Source organism: Arthrobacter sp. 1088 (assembly GCF_031455315.1).
Lineage (GTDB): Bacteria > Actinomycetota > Actinomycetes > Actinomycetales > Micrococcaceae > Arthrobacter.
Window position 1 is genome coordinate 19,948 of record NZ_JAVDSM010000009.1, and the last position, 16,991, is coordinate 36,938.

Sequence of the window (16,991 nt, forward strand, 5' to 3'; positions counted from 1 at the left end):
TGGAGGGAGACCACGGCCGTCCGTAATCTTCGCCACCTTCCTGCGGGGTATTCTGTATGGGTGTTCGGACGCAAAAAGGAAGAGCCCAGCGCTCAAGCAGTAGTAGACCAGGCCCAAGCCGCCGCCCAGGAGCCGGGTGCCGGAAAGGGCGCCCCTACCCCCAAGCGGAAGGACCAGGAGGCAGCCCGCAAGCGCCCACTGGTGCCCAACGACCGCAAAGCTTCCAAGGAGGCCGAACGCGTCGCGATTCAGGACCAGCGCCAGAAGATGCGGCAAGCGCTGGATACAGGTGACGAAAAGTACCTGCCCCTGAGGGACAAGGGTCCCCAGAAGCGCTTCGTTCGGGATTATGTGGACGCCCGGTTCAGCCTCGGCGAATACCTGATGTTCGGCGCCCTGCTTTTCGTGGTGATCTCGCTTATCGTCCCGGCCAACAGTGCACAGATTACTTATGTCCTGGTTGGATTCTGGATCATGTTCCTTGCCGTCTTCGTGGATGCTTTCATCCTTTCACGCAAGCTCCGCAAGCGCCTGGGCGAGAAGTTCGGCGAAGTCGAGCGCGGTGCAATCTGGTACGGATGCATGCGTGCCCTGCAGTTCCGCAAGCTCCGCCTCCCCAAGCCACAGGTCAAGCGAGGCCAGTACCCCGCGTAGCGGCACGCCAAAAAGGCCCGACCCCACTACTCATACGAAGAACCCCGGACCATTGGTCCGGGGTTCTTCGTATGGGGCCTTCGTTTCAATTCGTTCACAGGTGGACGTTTTGACTAGCGGGAGTCCCGCTTCCGGATCTTCACGAGGCCCTTGTTGATGCGCGATGCCCAGAACGGGCCCTCGTAGAGGAACGCGGTGTAGCCCTGCACCAGGGTTGCCCCAGCATTCAAACGGTCCTGGACATCCTGGGCCGACTCCACGCCGCCCACGGCAATCAGTACCAGCTGGTCACCGACGGCGTCCTTGAGTCGTCGCAGGACCTCCAGTGACCGCTGCTTCAGTGGGGCACCTGAAAGCCCACCGGCTCCCAGCGATCCAACCTTCGCAGCATCAGTGACGAGGCCGTCCCGGGCGATGGTGGTGTTGGTTGCAATGATGCCGTCCAGCTTGAGGTCAAGCGCAAGCCGGGCGACGTCGTCGATGTCCTCGTTGCTCAGGTCAGGCGCTATCTTGACGAGCAGGGGAACATGGCGGCCAGCAGCTTCATCTGCGGCATCCCCCACGGCCCGGAGCAGCGGCCGAAGAGTTTCCACGTTCTGGAGAAGCCGTAGTCCCGGCGTGTTGGGGGAACTGACATTGACCACGAGGTAGTCGGCAGCGGGAGCGAGGCTCCGGGCGCTGACGAGGTAATCCTCTGTGGCCTCCTCCAGCTCAACAACTTTCGTCTTGCCGATGTTGACACCAATCACGGGCCGTACATCGGCGTGCATGCGCTGCAGTGCAGCTTTCGCTGACTTGAGTCGCGGAGCAACTGCTGCTGCGCCGTCGTTATTGAAGCCCATCCGGTTGATGACGGCGCGGTCCTCAATTAATCGGAACAAACGCGGCTTTTCGTTGCCAGGCTGCGCCTGCCCGGTGATGGTTCCCACCTCCACGTGGCCAAATCCCAGATCGGCCAGCGCTTCGATTCCGTGGCCTTCCTTGTCAAAGCCGGCTGCCAAACCGAAGGGAGAGGGGAACGTCAACCCAAGCGCCTCGGTTCGAAGGGATGCATCCGGAGCTGTGATCCTGGCAAGAACCCTGCCTGCGCCGGTGCGGTGGGCCGCCCGGATCGCTTGAAAGCCGATCTTGTGGGCTTTCTCGGCATCCATCCAGGAGAAGGCGAGCTTGAAGAAGGTGGGGTAAACACGCATGGTCCTAGTTTTCCGGTTTACTGACAACACACCAAACCCGTGACCTTGCCTGCGGCTAGCATGTACGCATGCCGCTACAAGATCGTGATGCAGATCATGGGAATCCAATCCTCGCCGACGTCATCGTTGTAGGTGCAGGCTTGTCCGGACTGGTAGCGGCAGCAACCGCCTACGCGGCAGGCAAGCGCGTGGCGGTCCTGGACCAGGAGCCAGCGGCATCCCTGGGTGGACAGGCACATTGGTCCTTCGGGGGCCTGTTCATGGTCGACACGCCGGAGCAGCGCCGGCTCGGTGTCAGGGATAGCGCTGAATTGGCGCTCTCGGACTGGGTGGCCTCCTCAGGCTTTGACCGGCCACACGATGCAATGGCGCGGCAGTGGGCCGAAGCTTATGTCCACTTTGCCTCCGGTGAGAAGCGCGCCTGGCTGAAAAGCCTCGACGTCGGCATCTTCCCTTTGGTGCAATGGGCAGAACGCGGAGGTTATGGCCCCCAAGGACACGGAAACACCGTTCCCCGGTTCCACGTCACGTGGGGAACGGGCCCCGCCCTCGTGGAACCGTTTTTGGCCAAGGTGCAGGAAGGTGTCCAGACGGGGAGGGTATCGCTGCACTTCCGGCACAGGGCTACTGGGCTGTCGACGACGGCCGGCAGGGTGGCAGGTGTCACGGGCCAGATTCTGGAACCCTCGACGGCGGTGCGCGGCCAAGCGTCCTCGCGAACCGCCGTCGGGGGTTTCGAGGCCAGGGCGGGCGCTGTCGTAGTGACTACAGGCGGCATCGGCGGCAATCACGAGACCGTGCGCCGGCAATGGCCGGACAACGCTGCACCGGCTGACATGCTCAGCGGTGTTCCCGCTTCAGTGGATGGTAATTTCTTTCCAGTTGTGGAATCCCTCGGTGCATCGTTGGTGAACGGAGACCGCATGTGGCATTACCCCGAGGGCATCCATAACTACGATCCCGTGTGGCCCAAGCACGGCATCCGCATCCTTCCCGGTCCGTCATCCCTGTGGTTGGATGCCGATGGGCAACAGCTGCCGGCGCCTCTGTTTCCAGGCTTCGATTCCCTTGGCGCGCTGCGCCACATCGTCGCCACCGGTCACAGTTATTCGTGGTTCGTCCTGAACCGTACCATTGCGCTCAAGGAACTCGCGCTTTCCGGATCCGAGCAGAACCCGGACCTGACCGGGAGGGACGTTTCACTGCTCGTTTCCCGACTGAAGCCAGGCAGCGATACCCCCATACAACGTTTCCTGGACAAAGGCATCGACTTCATTCAGGCATCCTCGCCCCATGATCTGGCCGGGAAAATGAACGCACTCACGGGCAATCAACTGATCAGCGCTGACCACCTGGATGCGCTGGTGCGCGCCCGCGACCTTCAAGTGGCAAGCGGACTGGGCAAGGACCCCCAATTGGCTGCTATCCGCGCGGCCCGCCGTTTTGCCACTGACAAACTGATGCGCGTCGCTCCCCCACACCGCCTGGCCGATCCTGCCCACGGACCGCTCATTGCCATCAGGCTGTCCATCCTCACAAGGAAAAGCCTGGGAGGGCTGAAGACTGACCTCAGGTCCCGGGTCCTGGACCAGGAAGACCGGGTGATCCCGGGCCTTTATGCAGCCGGTGAAGCGGCGGGCTTCGGCGGAGGCGGCATCCATGGGTACAGGGCCCTGGAGGGAACCTTCCTGGGTGGATGTCTTTTCACAGGCAGGGCCGCGGGACGCGACGCAGCGGCGAGTGTCTAAGCTGAAGGCATGGATTGGTCGACCGACATACTGGGAGTGGACTTCCAGTCATGCGCCTTGGACGTGGAAGGGCCTGACGGCGTGGTGCGCCGTGCAACCCTGGTCCGTCACCGGCCGGAGTCGACCACCCAGGAGGGCCAGGCCACGCACGGCGCGTTGCTGTTCCTGCATGGCTGGAGCGACTACTTCTTCAATGTGGAACTTGCCAGGTTTTGGGCAGGGCACGGGTACGAATTCTATGCATTGGACATGCATAACCATGGAAGGAGCCTGACTTCAGGTTCGCCGGGCGGGTACGTGGCCAATCTTGGGGACTACGACGCCGAAATCAGCCGTGCCCTCGAGGTCATCCACAGCGACAGCACGGGACCTCTCAGAAATGGTGTTGCCCTGATGGGCCATTCCACCGGGGGCCTCATCGCAGCACTGTGGACGAGCAAGCACCCAGGCCGGGTGCAGCACCTGATCCTCAACAGCCCTTGGCTTGAAATGCATGGCAGCTCACTTGTCAGGCGCGCCGCCCAAGCAATGGTGGGACCCATTGCCAGGGTCCGGCCCGAGATGGTCTTAAGGCTGCCGGAGCGTGGATTCTACTTCCGCAGCATCAGCAATACCGCCGAAGGCGAATGGCCGCTGGATGAAAAGTACCGGCCACCCCTGGCCTTTCCCGTCAGAGCCGGTTGGCTGAGCGCCGTCCTGGCCGGCCACTCACAGGTTGCACGCGGCCTGGACCTGGACATCCCGGTGCTGGTTCTGACATCGACAGCCAGCGCCAACGGAATGGTGTGGCAGGAGTCCATGCGGCGTTCGGATGCTGTATTGGACGTCGGCATCATCGCACTGCGTGCCATGGCATTGGGTCGCAGTGTGACTCTGGAAAGAGTGGATGGCGGGCTGCATGATGTCTTCCTGTCCGCACCCAACGTCCGGGCAGATGCCTACGCGAGGCTTTCACGATGGATTCGCGGGTACATGGAGAGTGACTTGCCGCAGGTACGGCAGGAGGGGGACGCATGACCACCACCGAAGAATCGGTACATCTTTGGCAACCGGACATCCTGGGCACCGGATACGAACGACTGGAACTCCCCCTGTCTCCTGACGAGGAGGGCCCCGTCAAAGCAACACTCGTCAGGCATGCCCCGCCCGTCACAGCCGCAACCCCTCACGGCATCCTTGATTTCTTCTCCACCTTCACGCAACGCAGGCGTCGTGCGGCGTCCATGGATCCCACGGGGGCACCGCGGGTGGTCCTCTACCTGCACGGCTGGGCTGACTACTTCCTCCAGACCGAACTCGCCGAGTACCTGACGGCGTCCGGCTTTCATTTCTACGCGCTGGACCTTCGGAAATTTGGGCGCAGCCTGCTGCCTGGTCAGACTCCCGGATACACAACCGATCTGGCTGTCTACGACGAAGACATCGAAGCAGCCTTGCTGGAGATCGAACGGGACGTTGTGGCCAGGACCAACAGTCCGGCGTCGCCAACGATCCATATGCTTGCGCACTCCCTGGGAGGTCTGATTGCTTCTCTGTGGGCGGACCGCCATCCAGGCAGGATCGGGACACTTGTCCTGAACTCGCCATGGCTGGAGCTCCAAGGCAGCAGCCTGATTCGCAGCATCGCCATGCATGTGGTGGAGCCCTTCGCGCGGACCGACCCCAAGCGCCCATTCAGGTTCCCTGAAATGCCTGCGTACTGGGAGAGCGTCAGTAACCAGGCCCACGGCGAGTGGCCGCTGGATCCCGTCTGGCGTCCGCGCGGCTCATTCCCCATCCGCGCTGGCTGGACGAAGGCAGTGCTTGCCGGCCACAAAGCGGTAGAGCGCAAACTCAATATCGATGCCCCGGTGCTGGTCCTTTTATCGGGCCGGACCCGGATCCAGGCCGAATGGACGTCGGACCTCATGAGGGCCGATGCCGTGATCGACGTCGAGGAGACATCCCGGCGCGCGCTGGGCCTGGGGAGGCGTACAGCTGTGTTCCGCTACCCCGGGGCGCTGCACGACATCTTTTTGTCGCGGAGGACCATCCGCCAACAGGCGTACCGTGATGTGTCGGTCTGGCTTTCGTCCTACCCGTATTGAAGTAGCGGGCCCACTACTTTCCGGCTGGGGCCGCGTCAACTGCCCCGCCGTAGCGGCGGTCCCGCTTGGCATAAATCTCGACGGCGTCCCAGAGCGTGCGCCTATCCACGTCCGGCCACAACGTGTCCATAAAGACGAATTCGGCGTATGCGGACTGCCACAGCAGGAAGTTTGACAATCTCTGCTCCCCGGAACTGCGCAGGAAGAGATCTACGTCGGGGAGGTCGGGCTCGTCCAGGTACTTCTGGATGGTCTTCTCCGTCACCGATCCTGGCTTAAGGCGCCCGGCGGCAACGTCCTCAGCTATGGCTGAGACGGCGTCGGCGATTTCCGCCCGGCCACCGTAATTAACACACATGGTCAACGTGCAGGTGTCATTGGCCTTGGTAAATTCCTCGGCCTCTTCAAGCTCACGGATCACCGAGCCCCAGAGCCTGGGGCGTCGACCGGCCCAGCGGATCCGGACTCCCCATTCATCGAGCTGATTGCGTTGGCGACGTAGCACATCCTTGTTAAATCCCATGAGGAAGCGGACTTCCTCCGGGGATCGCCGCCAATTCTCCGTGGAAAACGCGTACACGCTGACGTACTTGATGCCTAGCTCAATGGCGCCGGCCATAACGTCCAGCAGTGCCGGCTCGCCGGCCTTGTGCCCCTCGATTCGCGGCAGTCCCCGCTGGTTGGCCCAACGTCCATTGCCATCCATGACAATCGCTACATGCTGCGGAATAAGTTCACTTGGAATGTTGGGCGGAACGGCACCTGAAGGATGTCCGTAAGGGGCCACTACGGGCGAAGTCCGCGCCGGGGTTGTCTTGCTTTTCTTTCCAAGTGCCACAGTCAGCTTCGCTCCACGTGTTTGAGTGATTTCAAGGCGCGTTCCAAATGCCATTGCAGGTAACTGGCCACCAGTCCGGCTGCTTCGCGTCGATGCCTCGGGTCCGAGGCGTCAGCTACGCCCCAATCCCCGGTCAGGAGGGCTCCGAGCAACACCACGGTTTCCGGCGCCGGAGCCGGTGAGCCAGGCGGGCGGCAATCGCCACACACCATACCCCCGAGTGGCGCGGCAAAGGCCGTGTGCAGTCCGGGCTTGCCGCACCGGGCGCAATCAGTAAAGCTCGGCGCCCATCCGCCTGTGGCCAATGCGCGCAAGAGATAGGAGTCCAGAATAAGTTCGGGGGCATGGTCCGAGCGGCTGAGCGCCGCCAAGGCACCTACCAAGAGGTTGTACTGGGCCGTGCCGGATTCGGCGTCCGCGTCCGTAAGCTTCTCGGCCGTCTCTGTCATGGCAGCAGCTACAGTGAAGCGGCCATAGTCCGCCGCAATGCTGCTTCCATAGGCGCCTTTGGCAACAGCCTGGGTGACGATATCCAGGGTTCGGCCAGAGATGAGCTGCAAGTCGGCCACCATGAACGGCTCCAGCCGGGCGCCGAAACGGCTGGTGGTCCGCCGCACACCTTTTGCGACCGCACGTACTTGCCCGTGATGCTTGGTCAGCAGGGTAATAATCCGATCTGCCTCGCCCAACTTATGGGTGCGGAGCACAACGGCATCGTCCCGGTAGGACCGCGCTGCAAATGAGGAGGGATTGGCCACAACTAATCTTCGCACTAAGCCAGTGGCCTGGAAGGACCACAAGACCGTGTGGTGACGGTATTTCCCGTCACCACACGGTCTTGGCGTTAGGCCTGGGCGTCCCGAACTGCCCGGTTTACAGCCGAGATCAGCGCCTTCAGCGAGGACGTCGTGGTGCTGGGATCAATTCCCACGCCCCAGAGGACGCGTTCGCCCACCGCGCATTCAACATAAGCAGCCGCACTTGCGCTGCCGCCCTCTGACAATGCGTGTTCGCTGTAGTCGAGCACACGGACATCAACGCCGTCGTGGTGCAGGATGTCCAGGAGCGCGGCGATTGGACCATTACCGTGGCCGGTCCTGCGCACCTCTACGCCATCAATCCGCAGGTTTGCGTTCATGGTCATAGCGCCGGACTCATCCGTTTCCGTGCTTACGCTGCCCAGGGAGTACCGGCCCCACTGGGCTTGTTCCTCATCGGAGGGCAGGTATTCGTCCTGGAAGATCTGCCAGAGCTGCGCCCCGCTGACCTCGCCACCAACAGCATCTGTGCGGCGCTGGATGACGCCGGAGAATTCAATCTGGGCGCGCCGCGGCAGATCGAGATTGTGCTCGTTCTTCAGCAGGTAGGCGACGCCGCCCTTGCCGGACTGAGAATTGACCCGGATGACAGCTTCATAGCTTCGGCCCAGGTCCTTGGGGTCGATAGGCAGGTACGGAACTTGCCAGGTGAACTCGTCCACGGGCACCCCTGCCGCAGCCGCATCCTTCTCGAGTGCTTCGAAGCCCTTCTTGATGGCGTCCTGGTGCGAACCGGAAAAGGCTGTGAAGACGAGGTCGCCACCGTACGGCGAACGTTCGGGAACGGGCAACTGGTTGCAGTACTCAACCGTGCGGCGGATCTCGTCGATGTCGGAGAAATTGATCATGGGGTCCACGCCCTGGACAAACATGTTCAGGCCCAGGGTGACGAGGTCAACGTTTCCTGTGCGCTCACCATTGCCGAACAGGCAGCCCTCAATGCGGTCTGCTCCAGCCAGGTAGCCGAGTTCCGCGGCAGCAACGCCGGTACCGCGATCGTTGTGCGGGTGCAGTGAAATGATGATGCCCTCGCGGGGATGCAGATTGCGGTGCATCCACTCAATCGAGTCGGCATAGACGTTGGGGGTTGCCATCTCCACCGTGGCCGGCAGGTTGATAATGACCTGCTTGTCCGCTGACGCTTCAAACACATCTGCGATTGCATTGCAGACCCGGGCTGCATACTCCAGCTCGGTTCCCGTGAACGACTCCGGAGAGTACTCGTAGGTGATGTGGGTATCGGTCAGCGTCTCTTCATACTTTTTGCACAGCCGGGCACCCTGCAGGGCGATATCGAGGATGCCGTCCTCGTCCTGGTTGAAGACAACCCGGCGCTGCAGCACCGAAGTGGAGTTGTACAGGTGCACGATCGCCTGCTTGGCACCCACCAAGGACTCATAGGTCCGTTCAATCAGGTGTTCACGCGCCTGGGTGAGGACCTGGATAGTGACATCGTCCGGTATATGGCCGCCTTCGATCAGCTGCCGAACGAAATCAAAGTCGGTCTGGGAAGCGGAGGGGAACCCAACCTCGATCTCCTTGAATCCCATGTTGACCAGCAGCTGGAACATCTTCAGCTTGCGCGCCGGGCTCATGGGATCGATCAGTGCCTGGTTACCATCGCGCAGGTCCACTGCACACCAGCGCGGGGCCTTGGTGATGACTTTGTCCGGCCAGGTACGATCCGGAACTTCGACAGTGATCTGGTCCTGGAACGGCAGGTAACGGTGAATCGGCATACCGGAGGGCTTTTGTGCATTACGCATGTCGTGTGGCCTTTTCTCTAAGATCTAAATGAAAGCTTAGCCGGGCACAACGAAACTCCGCGGCGAGGGTGGCCCAGCTTTTCAGATAGCTTTCAGGCCTCGCCGCGGCAGCTAAGAAGAAGCATTCCCGCACGCACAAGTTCACAGTAACACGATGCGTATGATGACATTGCAACACCTCATGCAACGTCCACTATGCAGACGCAGCGACGGTGGCAACGCCGGCTGCAGCGTCCATTCAAGGAGCCACAGTGCCACAGTCGGGGATCACTCTTTCCAACATCGATCACAGCGTCCGGCCGCAGGACGACCTCTACCAGCACGTCAACGGTGCGTGGCTGAACAGCACGACGATCCCTGACGACCGCCCGCTGGAAGGCACCTTCACGGCTTTGCGTGACGAGGCAGAACTGGCCGTCAAGGCGATCATCGAGGAAGCCGCCAACAAGGGAGCATCGGCCTCCGGCATCGAACAGAAGGTCGGCGGACTTTACGCGAGCTTCATGGATGAGGCCGCGGCAGAGGCGAAGGGACTCGAGCCCTTGCGGGAGCGACTGGAGGAAGTCCGGTCAGTGGGTTCCGCAGAGGAATTTGCGGCGTTGCTGGGCCGGCTGTTCCGGTGCGACGTTTCCGGCTTGTTTTCCATCTACCCGGCACCTGACGCCGGAAACCCGGAGCGGATTCTTCTGTACATCGGACAAGGCGGCCTCGGCCTCCCGGACGAGTCCTACTACCGCGATGAAAAGTTTGCCCCGATTGTGGCAGCCTACGGTGAATACGTCGCCAAGTTGCTCGGCCTCGCCGGCGTTGCTGACGCAGAGGGCGCTGCTGGTCGCATCGTTGCCTTGGAAAAGGCCCTCGCATCCCACCACTGGGACAACGTCACGCTTCGGGATCCCCAAAAGACATACAACCTGAAAACGGCCGAAGAAGCAGCGAAGCTGTTCCCGCTATTGAATACCTGGTTTGAGGCCGGCCGCGTCGATGCCGGCAAACGCGGCGAAATAGTAGTCAGCACGCCGGACTTCTTTGCCGGCGCGGCCGCGCTTCTCGAATCGGAACCCCTTGCCGTCTGGAAGGAATGGCTGACCGTAAGGGTGCTCAACTCAGCGGCGCCCTACCTCTCCTCGGAGTTCGTGGACACGAACTTCGACTTCTACGGGACCACCCTCAGTGGCACCCCACAGAACAAGGAGCGCTGGAAGCGCGGCGTAGCCGTCGTCGAAGCAGCACTTGGTGAGGCGGTGGGCCAAATCTACGTGGAGCGGCATTTCCCCGGCGGACACAAGGCCAGGATGCAAACCCTCGTCGCCAATCTGATCGAGGCCTACCGGGACAGCATTTCTTCCCTTGAGTGGATGGGTGAGGACACAAAGGCCGAAGCCCTGAAGAAGCTGGACGCGTTCCGCCCCAAGATTGGTTTCCCGGAAAAATGGATCGATTACTCCGCCGTTGAGATCGACGCCAACGACCTCTTGGGCAACGTTGAGCGGGCCCACGACGCCGACGTCGATCGACACCTGGACGAGATCGGCAAGCCGGTGGATCTGGACAAGTGGCTCATGACCCCTCAGACCGTGAACGCCTACTATCACCCGATGCTGAACGAAATCGTGTTCCCCGCCGCCATCCTGCAGCCGCCGTTCTTCACGGCAGAAGCAGACGACGCCGTGAACTATGGCGGGATTGGCGCGGTGATCGGACATGAGATCGGCCATGGATTCGATGACCAGGGATCCCAATTCGACGGAAGCGGCGCCCTCCGCAATTGGTGGACCGAAGAGGACAGGACGGCCTTCGAAGCCCGCACGGCAAAGTTGGTTGCCCAATTCGATGCGCTATCCCCCTACGCAGCACCTGAGCACAAGGTCAACGGCAAACTGACGCTGGGTGAGAACATCGGTGACCTGGGCGGCCTCACCATTGCTTACAAGGCCTACCTGATCAGCCTCGATGGTGCCGAGCCTGAGGTCCTGGATGGTTTCACAGGCCAGCAGCGGTTCTTCATGTCCTGGGCTGCCGGCTGGCGCCAGGTGATCCGTAGCGAGGAAGCGATCCGCAGGCTTGCTACCGATCCACACTCCCCCAACGAGTTCCGCACCAATGCCATTGCCCGGAACCTCGATGCCTTCCACGAAACTTTCCAGGTCAATGACCAAGATCGGATGTGGATGGCACCTGAGGACAGAGTCAGCATCTGGTAAAGCCACTACGACGAATGGCCGGCCCCCTGGATGACCCGGGGTCCGGCCATTAGTCTTTGGCCCTGTTCTATGCTGCGGAGTTACCCTGCCGCCCGGCGCCCTGGGCCTGATTGCCCTGCTGTGACGGCTATTGCGTGATGTAGAGCGGGTTCACCTGTTGGCAGACTGCTTCTTTGGCCGTCTGGTTGACAACATCGGGCGGGACCGAGGCCGCTCCATAGGCGGTCCCCGTTGCAAAGTCGGTGCCCACGTAGAGCTGCACGCCCGAGACTCCCTGGGCTTGCTGAACCTGTGCCGCAGGGATGCCGAACAGCGTGGCAACGTCCGTAGCAACGTCAGCGAAGTCCTGACCGTAGTAGACCACAGTCTTCTCCACTGGGTTTGCCAAATATGACACCGACTGTGTAAATCCATTGCCGGTCAACGTTGCCAGGATTTCCTGTGCTCTGGTCCCAACTCCGCTGCCGTTGGCGACTGCCACGGGCTGGATGGCTTTGTTGTACGCCGGGACTGTCGGGGCAGCAGTGGTTGGAGCCGCCGAAGGTGTTCCTTCCGCAGGCGCTGTTGGAGCTGGACTGGACGTCGCCCCGGGATTCGTCAGGTCCAGATCTGCGCGAAGGGCCGCGAAAAGCTGTGATGCCTGGGGCTCCACGAGCTCCAACCGGTTGGGGTCCAACGTGGCAGGCTGCGTGGGTACCGCGACAAATGCGACCTTGGAGACATCTATGTCCTTCAGCCTGCCACCGATCGTCAACAGCGATGGCACAGATGCCAACCCGTCATCAACGGTGAGGTTTTGCGTGACGACGTCAGCGATCTGCAGGAGCCTTTGCGGGTTGCCCAGCGTGCCGTCCGCCTTGAGCTTACGTGTCAGCGATGAAAGAAATGCCTGCTGGCCCTTGATTCGGCCCAGGTCGCCACCATCTCCAAAGGCATGCCGGGTTCGCAGGAACGCCAGCGCCTGCTCGCCTTCGACCTGGGAATTGCCCTTCGCCAAACGAAGACCTGAGTCCGGATCAAAGACGGGATCACTGACACAAACATCCACTCCGCCGACGGCTTTGGAGAGTTCCTTCACCGCGTTGAAGTCGGCCATCATGAAGTGGTCAATTTCCAGGCCGGTGAGCTTATTGATGGTGTCCACCGCGCAGCCGATCCCGGCTTCTGCCATGGCTTCGTTGATCATCACACCGCTCCGCGCGGGGAACGTCTGGTTGTTGGTGTGGTCCGTGCACTGGGGCACGTTAACCAGGAGGTCACGTGGGAAACTCATGACGCTGACCCGTTTATTGTCCGCGGAAATGTCCAGCAGCATCATGACATCCGAGTGGCCGTAGCCTGTGGAATCGTCCGCGTTGCCGTACTGGGAGTTTTTCCCATCGCGGGTATCCGAGCCGAGGATAAGAATTTGCAGGCGGTCCGATTTGTCATTAACCACGGCATCACTGCTATCGCGTGATTCGGCCGCCGATAGCGGGGCCTTGGTGATGTTGGTCTGTAGTCGGATAAACCAGAAGGCTGCAAAAGCAACGCCGGCAACGAGTGCCACCGACACGAGGCCGGTCACAATCTTCAGCCACAAAGGCAGCCCCTTGGGCGCGTTCATGTGGCGCGGAGTTCCCTCGGGGTCCTCCCCATGGCGCGCCGCATCGGGAGCAGCGGTGCCGGGGCCCAGCGGGCGGGCGTCACGACGTCGCACTATTCGGTTACCTTTCCTCAAACACGTGGATCCCCGCAATCATAGTGGCCGATTCTGGGAAGTTCCTTATCGAGCCCCAGCCACGCCGTTGCCGTGACGCCGGATCAGAAGCCGAGTTTTACCAATTGTTTGGGATCCCGCTGCCAGTCTTTGGCAACCTTGACATGCAAATCGAGGTAGATCCTGGTTCCCAGGAGCGTCTCGATTCCCTTGCGCGCGTTGGTTCCGACTTCCCGCAGCCTGCTGCCACCCTTACCGATGATGATGGCTTTTTGGGAGGGCCGCTCCACGTAAAGGTTCACCCGGACGTCCAGCAAGGGGTTGTCCTCCGTGCGTCCTTCACGGGGCACAATTTCCTCAACGACAACGGCAAGGGAGTGGGGAAGCTCATCCCGGACACCTTCGAGGGCGGCTTCGCGGATGAGTTCAGCGATCATGACGGCCTCGGGCTCGTCGGTCAGTTCACCATCCGGGTAAAGAGGGGGCGATGACGGCATGTGCCCGATAAGGACGTCGGCAACAGTGGATACCTGAAAACCGTCGGCGGCAGAAACGGGAACGATATCCGCCCAGCCCTGGTCTCCGAGGACTTCACGGCCCAAGGCAGCAACTGCGAGCAGCTGCTCCGTCAGGGCCTGACGGTCCACGAGGTCCGTCTTTGTCACAATGGCAACGATCGGCTTGCGGCCCACGGCAGCCAGCTGGGCGGCGATGTACTTATCGCCAGGACCGATTTTCTCATTTGCCGGCAAGCAGAACCCGATCGCGTCCACCTCGGACAACGTGTCAGCCACGAGGTCGTTGAGCCGCTTTCCCAGAAGAGTGCGGGGCCGGTGGAGGCCCGGGGTATCAACCAGGATCAGTTGTGCATCCTCGCGGTGGACGATGCCACGAATCGTGTGGCGCGTGGTCTGCGGTTTGGCCGATGTAATGGCCACCTTCTGCCCCACCAAGGCATTTGTCAGCGTGGACTTTCCCGCGTTGGGGCGGCCAACAAGGACCGAGAATCCGGCGTGGAAGCCACCGAAATTGTCATCGGCGTCGAATTTCTTACTTTGCTTGCTCACGTGGAACTCCCTGTTGCGTTGTGTCTGCCTCATCGAGAAGGTCTTCAAAGTCAGTGTCTTCCTTTGGCATGGCTGCCGCAATGATGTGGCTGACCCGGTTTCGGCGACCCTCAAGCCTATCTGCCTTTAGCGACACACCGTTCACTTCAACGGAGCTCCCGACGATCGGAACCTGGCCGAGGGCCTTGGCAAGGAGGCCCCCAACGGTGTCCACTTCGTCGTCGTCGAGGTCGATATCGAACAGCTCCCCGAGGTCATCAATGCTCATGCGGGCACTGACACGGTAGGTTCCATCGCCGAGATCCACCGCTTCTTCCGCCGCAGAATCGTACTCGTCAACGATCTCTCCTACGATTTCCTCGATAAGATCCTCCAAAGTCACCAGCCCCGCGGTGCCGCCGTACTCATCGATAACGATGGCCACGTGCGTGGATTCCTTCTGCAGTTCCTTCAAGAGGTCGCTCACGGGCTTGGATTCCGGGACGTACCGAACATCCCGGGCGAGGGAATCGACGTCGTGCGGTTGCAGTCCGGGTTCGCCGCGATGCATCGCCGCAGCAACGTCCTTGAGGTAGAGAATGCCGCGGATCTGGTCAGTGTTCTCACCAATGACCGGTATCCGGGAGTAGCCGGACCGGAGGAAAAGGGCCATGGCCGCTTCAAGGTCCGAACCGGTCCCAATGCTGACGATGTCCGTGCGCGGAACCATGACCGAGCGAACCAAGGTGTCGCCGAAGTCAAAGACCGAATGAATGAGCTCTGCTTCGTTGTCTTCGATCATGTCCGACTCTGCCGCGCGGTCCACGAACTCGCGGAATTCTTCCTCGCTGACGAACGCGTCATCACCGCCGGGGGCGCCGGGCGCGACCGCGCTCCCCAACGCGACAAGCCAGCCGGGAATCGGTCCGAGGATCCAGCAGAGGAACCTGATCAACGGCGCGGTAAACCGGACGATGGGGCCGGAATGCGCGCGTCCCAACTGCCGGGGCGAGACGCCCACCAGAACGAACCCGATGACGGCCATGATGCCAGTCGCCGCCAGGCCGGCGAGCCACACGTTCTCCAGCAAACTGTGCATAACGACAGCGACGGCGACCGCTGCTGCCATCTCGAACCAGACCCGCCAGAACCGCAGGGCACGCATATGGGCGACGGGGTTCTTCAGGATGCTTGCCAAGGCCTTGCCCTTGCTGCGGACTACCGATTGTTCAGCTTCGTGCCGGGGCAGGAAATTGAACGCAGCCTCAGCTGCCGTCAGCAAGGCGACGAAACTGAGGAAAACCAGCGCCATGCCGACAAGGATGAGCGAGGTCACTGCATGGTCTCCATGGGGGCATCCTTGCCCAGGAACTCAGACAGCAACTCACGCTGCAGACCGAACATTTCTTCCTTTTCCTCCGGTTCGGCGTGGTCGAAACCAAGGAGGTGGAGGATGCCATGCGTGGCGAGCAACAGCATTTCGTCCTGGGTGGTGTGTCCAGCGTTCCGCGCCTGCACCTCGGCCACCTGGGGACATATGGCAATGTCTCCAAGCATTCCCTGCGGCGTGGGCTTGTCGGGCGTGCCCGGCGTCAACTCATCCATGGGCACCGAGAGCACATCCGTGGCGCCTGGTTCGTCCATAAGCTCAATGTGCAGCTTCTCCATTGCGGGTTCATCCACCAGGAGGATGGACAGCTCAGCCTGCGGGTGGATGTAGAGGCGCTCGAAGATGAACCGGGCCAATGTCACCAGTTGGGCTTCGTCCACCTCCACGCCGGATTCGTTGTTGATTTCAATGCTCATTTTCGTTCTCCACGTTTGTGATGTGTGCCGGCAGCCCCATCCGTACGGTGCGCGTCATCCCACCTGCTGTAGGCGGAGACGATGTCTGCAACCAAACGGTGCCGGACGACGTCCGCAGCCTCCAGGATGGAGAAATTGACGTCATCGATCCCGGTGAGGATTTCCCGTACGATCCGTAGACCGGAAGTGGAGCCAAAAGGCAGGTCGATCTGCGTTACGTCTCCTGTAACAACCATCTTGGAACCGAATCCGAGACGGGTCAGGAACATTTTCATTTGTTCAGGAGTGGTGTTCTGGGCCTCGTCAAGGATGATGAAGGCGTCGTTGAGCGTCCGTCCACGCATGTAGGCCAACGGTGCGACTTCGATGGTGCCGGCAGCCATCAGCCGGGGAATGGATTCGGGATCCATCATGTCGTGCAGGGCGTCGTAAAGCGGCCGCAGGTAGGGGTCGATCTTGTCGCTCAGCGTTCCCGGCAGGAAACCCAGCCGCTCCCCCGCCTCAACAGCGGGCCGGGTCAGGATGATCCGGCTTACTTCCTTGAGTTGCAGAGCCTGCACGGCCTTGGCCATGGCGAGGTAGGTCTTGCCAGTACCTGCCGGGCCAATACCGAAGATCACCGTGTTCGCATCGATGGCATCCACATAGTTCTTCTGGTTCAGGGTCTTGGGCCGGATGGTTTTGCCACGGCTCGACAGAATGTTGTGGGTAAGGACATCCACGGGATTCTGGACTGACTGTGTCCTCAGGAGGGAAACGAGCTGCTGGAGGACATCAGGCGTAACGACGGTTCCCCTGGCAACCAGTCCGCGGACCTCCTCAAGGAGGCGCATGATGCGCGGAATGACCGTGGAGGGACCGGACATGGACAATTCATTGCCGCGAACGTGGAAATTGACGTCCGGGAACTGCTCCTCGATGTAACGCAAGGCTTCGTCATGGCTGCCCAATGAGTGAACCATCTGATCGGAGTTGTCGAACGTGACGATTTCCGTGCGCGTGCCCGGTAAGGTGTGCGGGAACTCGGTGGTGGCTGGGTTCCCGTTTCCGGTCCGCAACCGCCCATTCAGGGATTCACTCATAGTGGTGGCCGTGCGGCCTCTTCTCCTCCGGTCGGAATACAGTTGGTCCA

14 protein-coding genes are annotated in these 16,991 nt (G+C 61.2%); 5 read left to right on the forward strand and 9 right to left on the reverse strand.

From position 1 onward, the window contains the following. The first annotated feature begins 60 nt into the window (after nucleotides 1-60). Nucleotides 61-654: a DUF3043 domain-containing protein gene (locus J2Y41_RS15060; RefSeq protein ID WP_224090454.1), complete on the forward strand. Its 594-nt coding sequence runs from the start codon at nucleotides 61-63 to the stop codon at nucleotides 652-654. 113 nt (nucleotides 655-767) lie between these two features. Here J2Y41_RS15060 and J2Y41_RS15065 read toward each other — a convergent pair whose 3' ends face one another. Then, on the reverse strand, nucleotides 768-1,847 hold the full coding sequence (locus tag J2Y41_RS15065) for a quinone-dependent dihydroorotate dehydrogenase (RefSeq protein ID WP_309929679.1): 1,080 nt from the start codon (nucleotides 1,845-1,847) through the stop codon (nucleotides 768-770). A gap of 68 nt (nucleotides 1,848-1,915) precedes the next feature. On the opposite strand from J2Y41_RS15065, the gene J2Y41_RS15070 reads away from it, so the two are divergent. Genes J2Y41_RS15070 through J2Y41_RS15080 form a run of 3 tightly spaced genes read left to right on the forward strand, consistent with a single transcriptional unit; the run spans nucleotide 1,916 to nucleotide 5,682 of the window. After that, complete coding sequence (locus J2Y41_RS15070) at nucleotides 1,916-3,595, forward strand: FAD-binding dehydrogenase (protein WP_309929681.1); 1,680 nt, start codon at nucleotides 1,916-1,918, stop codon at nucleotides 3,593-3,595. A gap of 9 nt (nucleotides 3,596-3,604) precedes the next feature. Then, a complete protein-coding gene (locus tag J2Y41_RS15075; RefSeq protein ID WP_224090458.1) occupies nucleotides 3,605-4,612 on the forward strand; it encodes an alpha/beta hydrolase in 1,008 nt (335 codons plus the stop codon). After that, entirely contained in the window at nucleotides 4,609-5,682 is a 1,074-nt protein-coding gene (locus J2Y41_RS15080; protein WP_309929684.1) for an alpha/beta hydrolase, read from the forward strand. Before J2Y41_RS15075 ends, J2Y41_RS15080 begins: the two co-directional genes overlap by 4 nt. Nucleotides 5,683-5,695: 13 nt before the next feature. On the opposite strand, the gene J2Y41_RS15085 is transcribed toward J2Y41_RS15080, so the two are convergent. The 3 genes from J2Y41_RS15085 to leuA all read right to left on the reverse strand — a co-directional run bounded on the left by J2Y41_RS15085 (nucleotide 5,696) and on the right by leuA (nucleotide 9,104). After that, a complete protein-coding gene (locus tag J2Y41_RS15085; protein WP_224090459.1) occupies nucleotides 5,696-6,520 on the reverse strand; it encodes an isoprenyl transferase in 825 nt (274 codons plus the stop codon). 2 nt (nucleotides 6,521-6,522) lie between these two features. After that, entirely contained in the window at nucleotides 6,523-7,278 is a 756-nt protein-coding gene (recO, locus tag J2Y41_RS15090) for a DNA repair protein RecO (protein WP_224090460.1), read from the reverse strand. An 86-nt stretch (nucleotides 7,279-7,364) separates the two neighbouring features. After that, the gene (gene leuA, locus J2Y41_RS15095; protein WP_309929688.1) at nucleotides 7,365-9,104 is read right to left on the reverse strand and encodes a 2-isopropylmalate synthase; all 1,740 of its coding nucleotides are present in this window, start codon (nucleotides 9,102-9,104) and stop codon (nucleotides 7,365-7,367) included. A gap of 251 nt (nucleotides 9,105-9,355) precedes the next feature. On the opposite strand from leuA, the gene J2Y41_RS15100 reads away from it, so the two are divergent. Next, nucleotides 9,356-11,308, forward strand: a complete 1,953-nt coding sequence (locus J2Y41_RS15100) for a M13-type metalloendopeptidase (protein WP_309929690.1) — start codon at nucleotides 9,356-9,358, stop codon at nucleotides 11,306-11,308. A gap of 127 nt (nucleotides 11,309-11,435) precedes the next feature. On the opposite strand, the gene J2Y41_RS15105 is transcribed toward J2Y41_RS15100, so the two are convergent. The 5 genes from J2Y41_RS15105 to J2Y41_RS15125 all read right to left on the reverse strand — a co-directional run bounded on the left by J2Y41_RS15105 (nucleotide 11,436) and on the right by J2Y41_RS15125 (nucleotide 16,941). Continuing rightward, nucleotides 11,436-13,007, reverse strand: a complete 1,572-nt coding sequence (locus J2Y41_RS15105; protein WP_309929692.1) for an LCP family protein — start codon at nucleotides 13,005-13,007, stop codon at nucleotides 11,436-11,438. A 104-nt stretch (nucleotides 13,008-13,111) separates the two neighbouring features. Next, entirely contained in the window at nucleotides 13,112-14,074 is a 963-nt protein-coding gene (gene era / locus J2Y41_RS15110) for a GTPase Era (protein WP_224164447.1), read from the reverse strand. Continuing rightward, complete coding sequence (locus J2Y41_RS15115) at nucleotides 14,058-15,389, reverse strand: hemolysin family protein (protein ID WP_309929694.1); 1,332 nt, start codon at nucleotides 15,387-15,389, stop codon at nucleotides 14,058-14,060. Before J2Y41_RS15115 ends, era begins: the two co-directional genes overlap by 17 nt. Next, entirely contained in the window at nucleotides 15,386-15,859 is a 474-nt protein-coding gene (ybeY, locus tag J2Y41_RS15120) for an rRNA maturation RNase YbeY (RefSeq protein ID WP_309929696.1), read from the reverse strand. The genes J2Y41_RS15115 and ybeY overlap by 4 nt, the downstream gene beginning before the upstream one ends. Beyond that, nucleotides 15,856-16,941, reverse strand: coding sequence for a PhoH family protein (locus J2Y41_RS15125; RefSeq protein ID WP_224090480.1), 1,086 nt, complete (start codon nucleotides 16,939-16,941; stop codon nucleotides 15,856-15,858). Before J2Y41_RS15125 ends, ybeY begins: the two co-directional genes overlap by 4 nt. Between the last annotated feature and the right edge of the window lie 50 nt (nucleotides 16,942-16,991).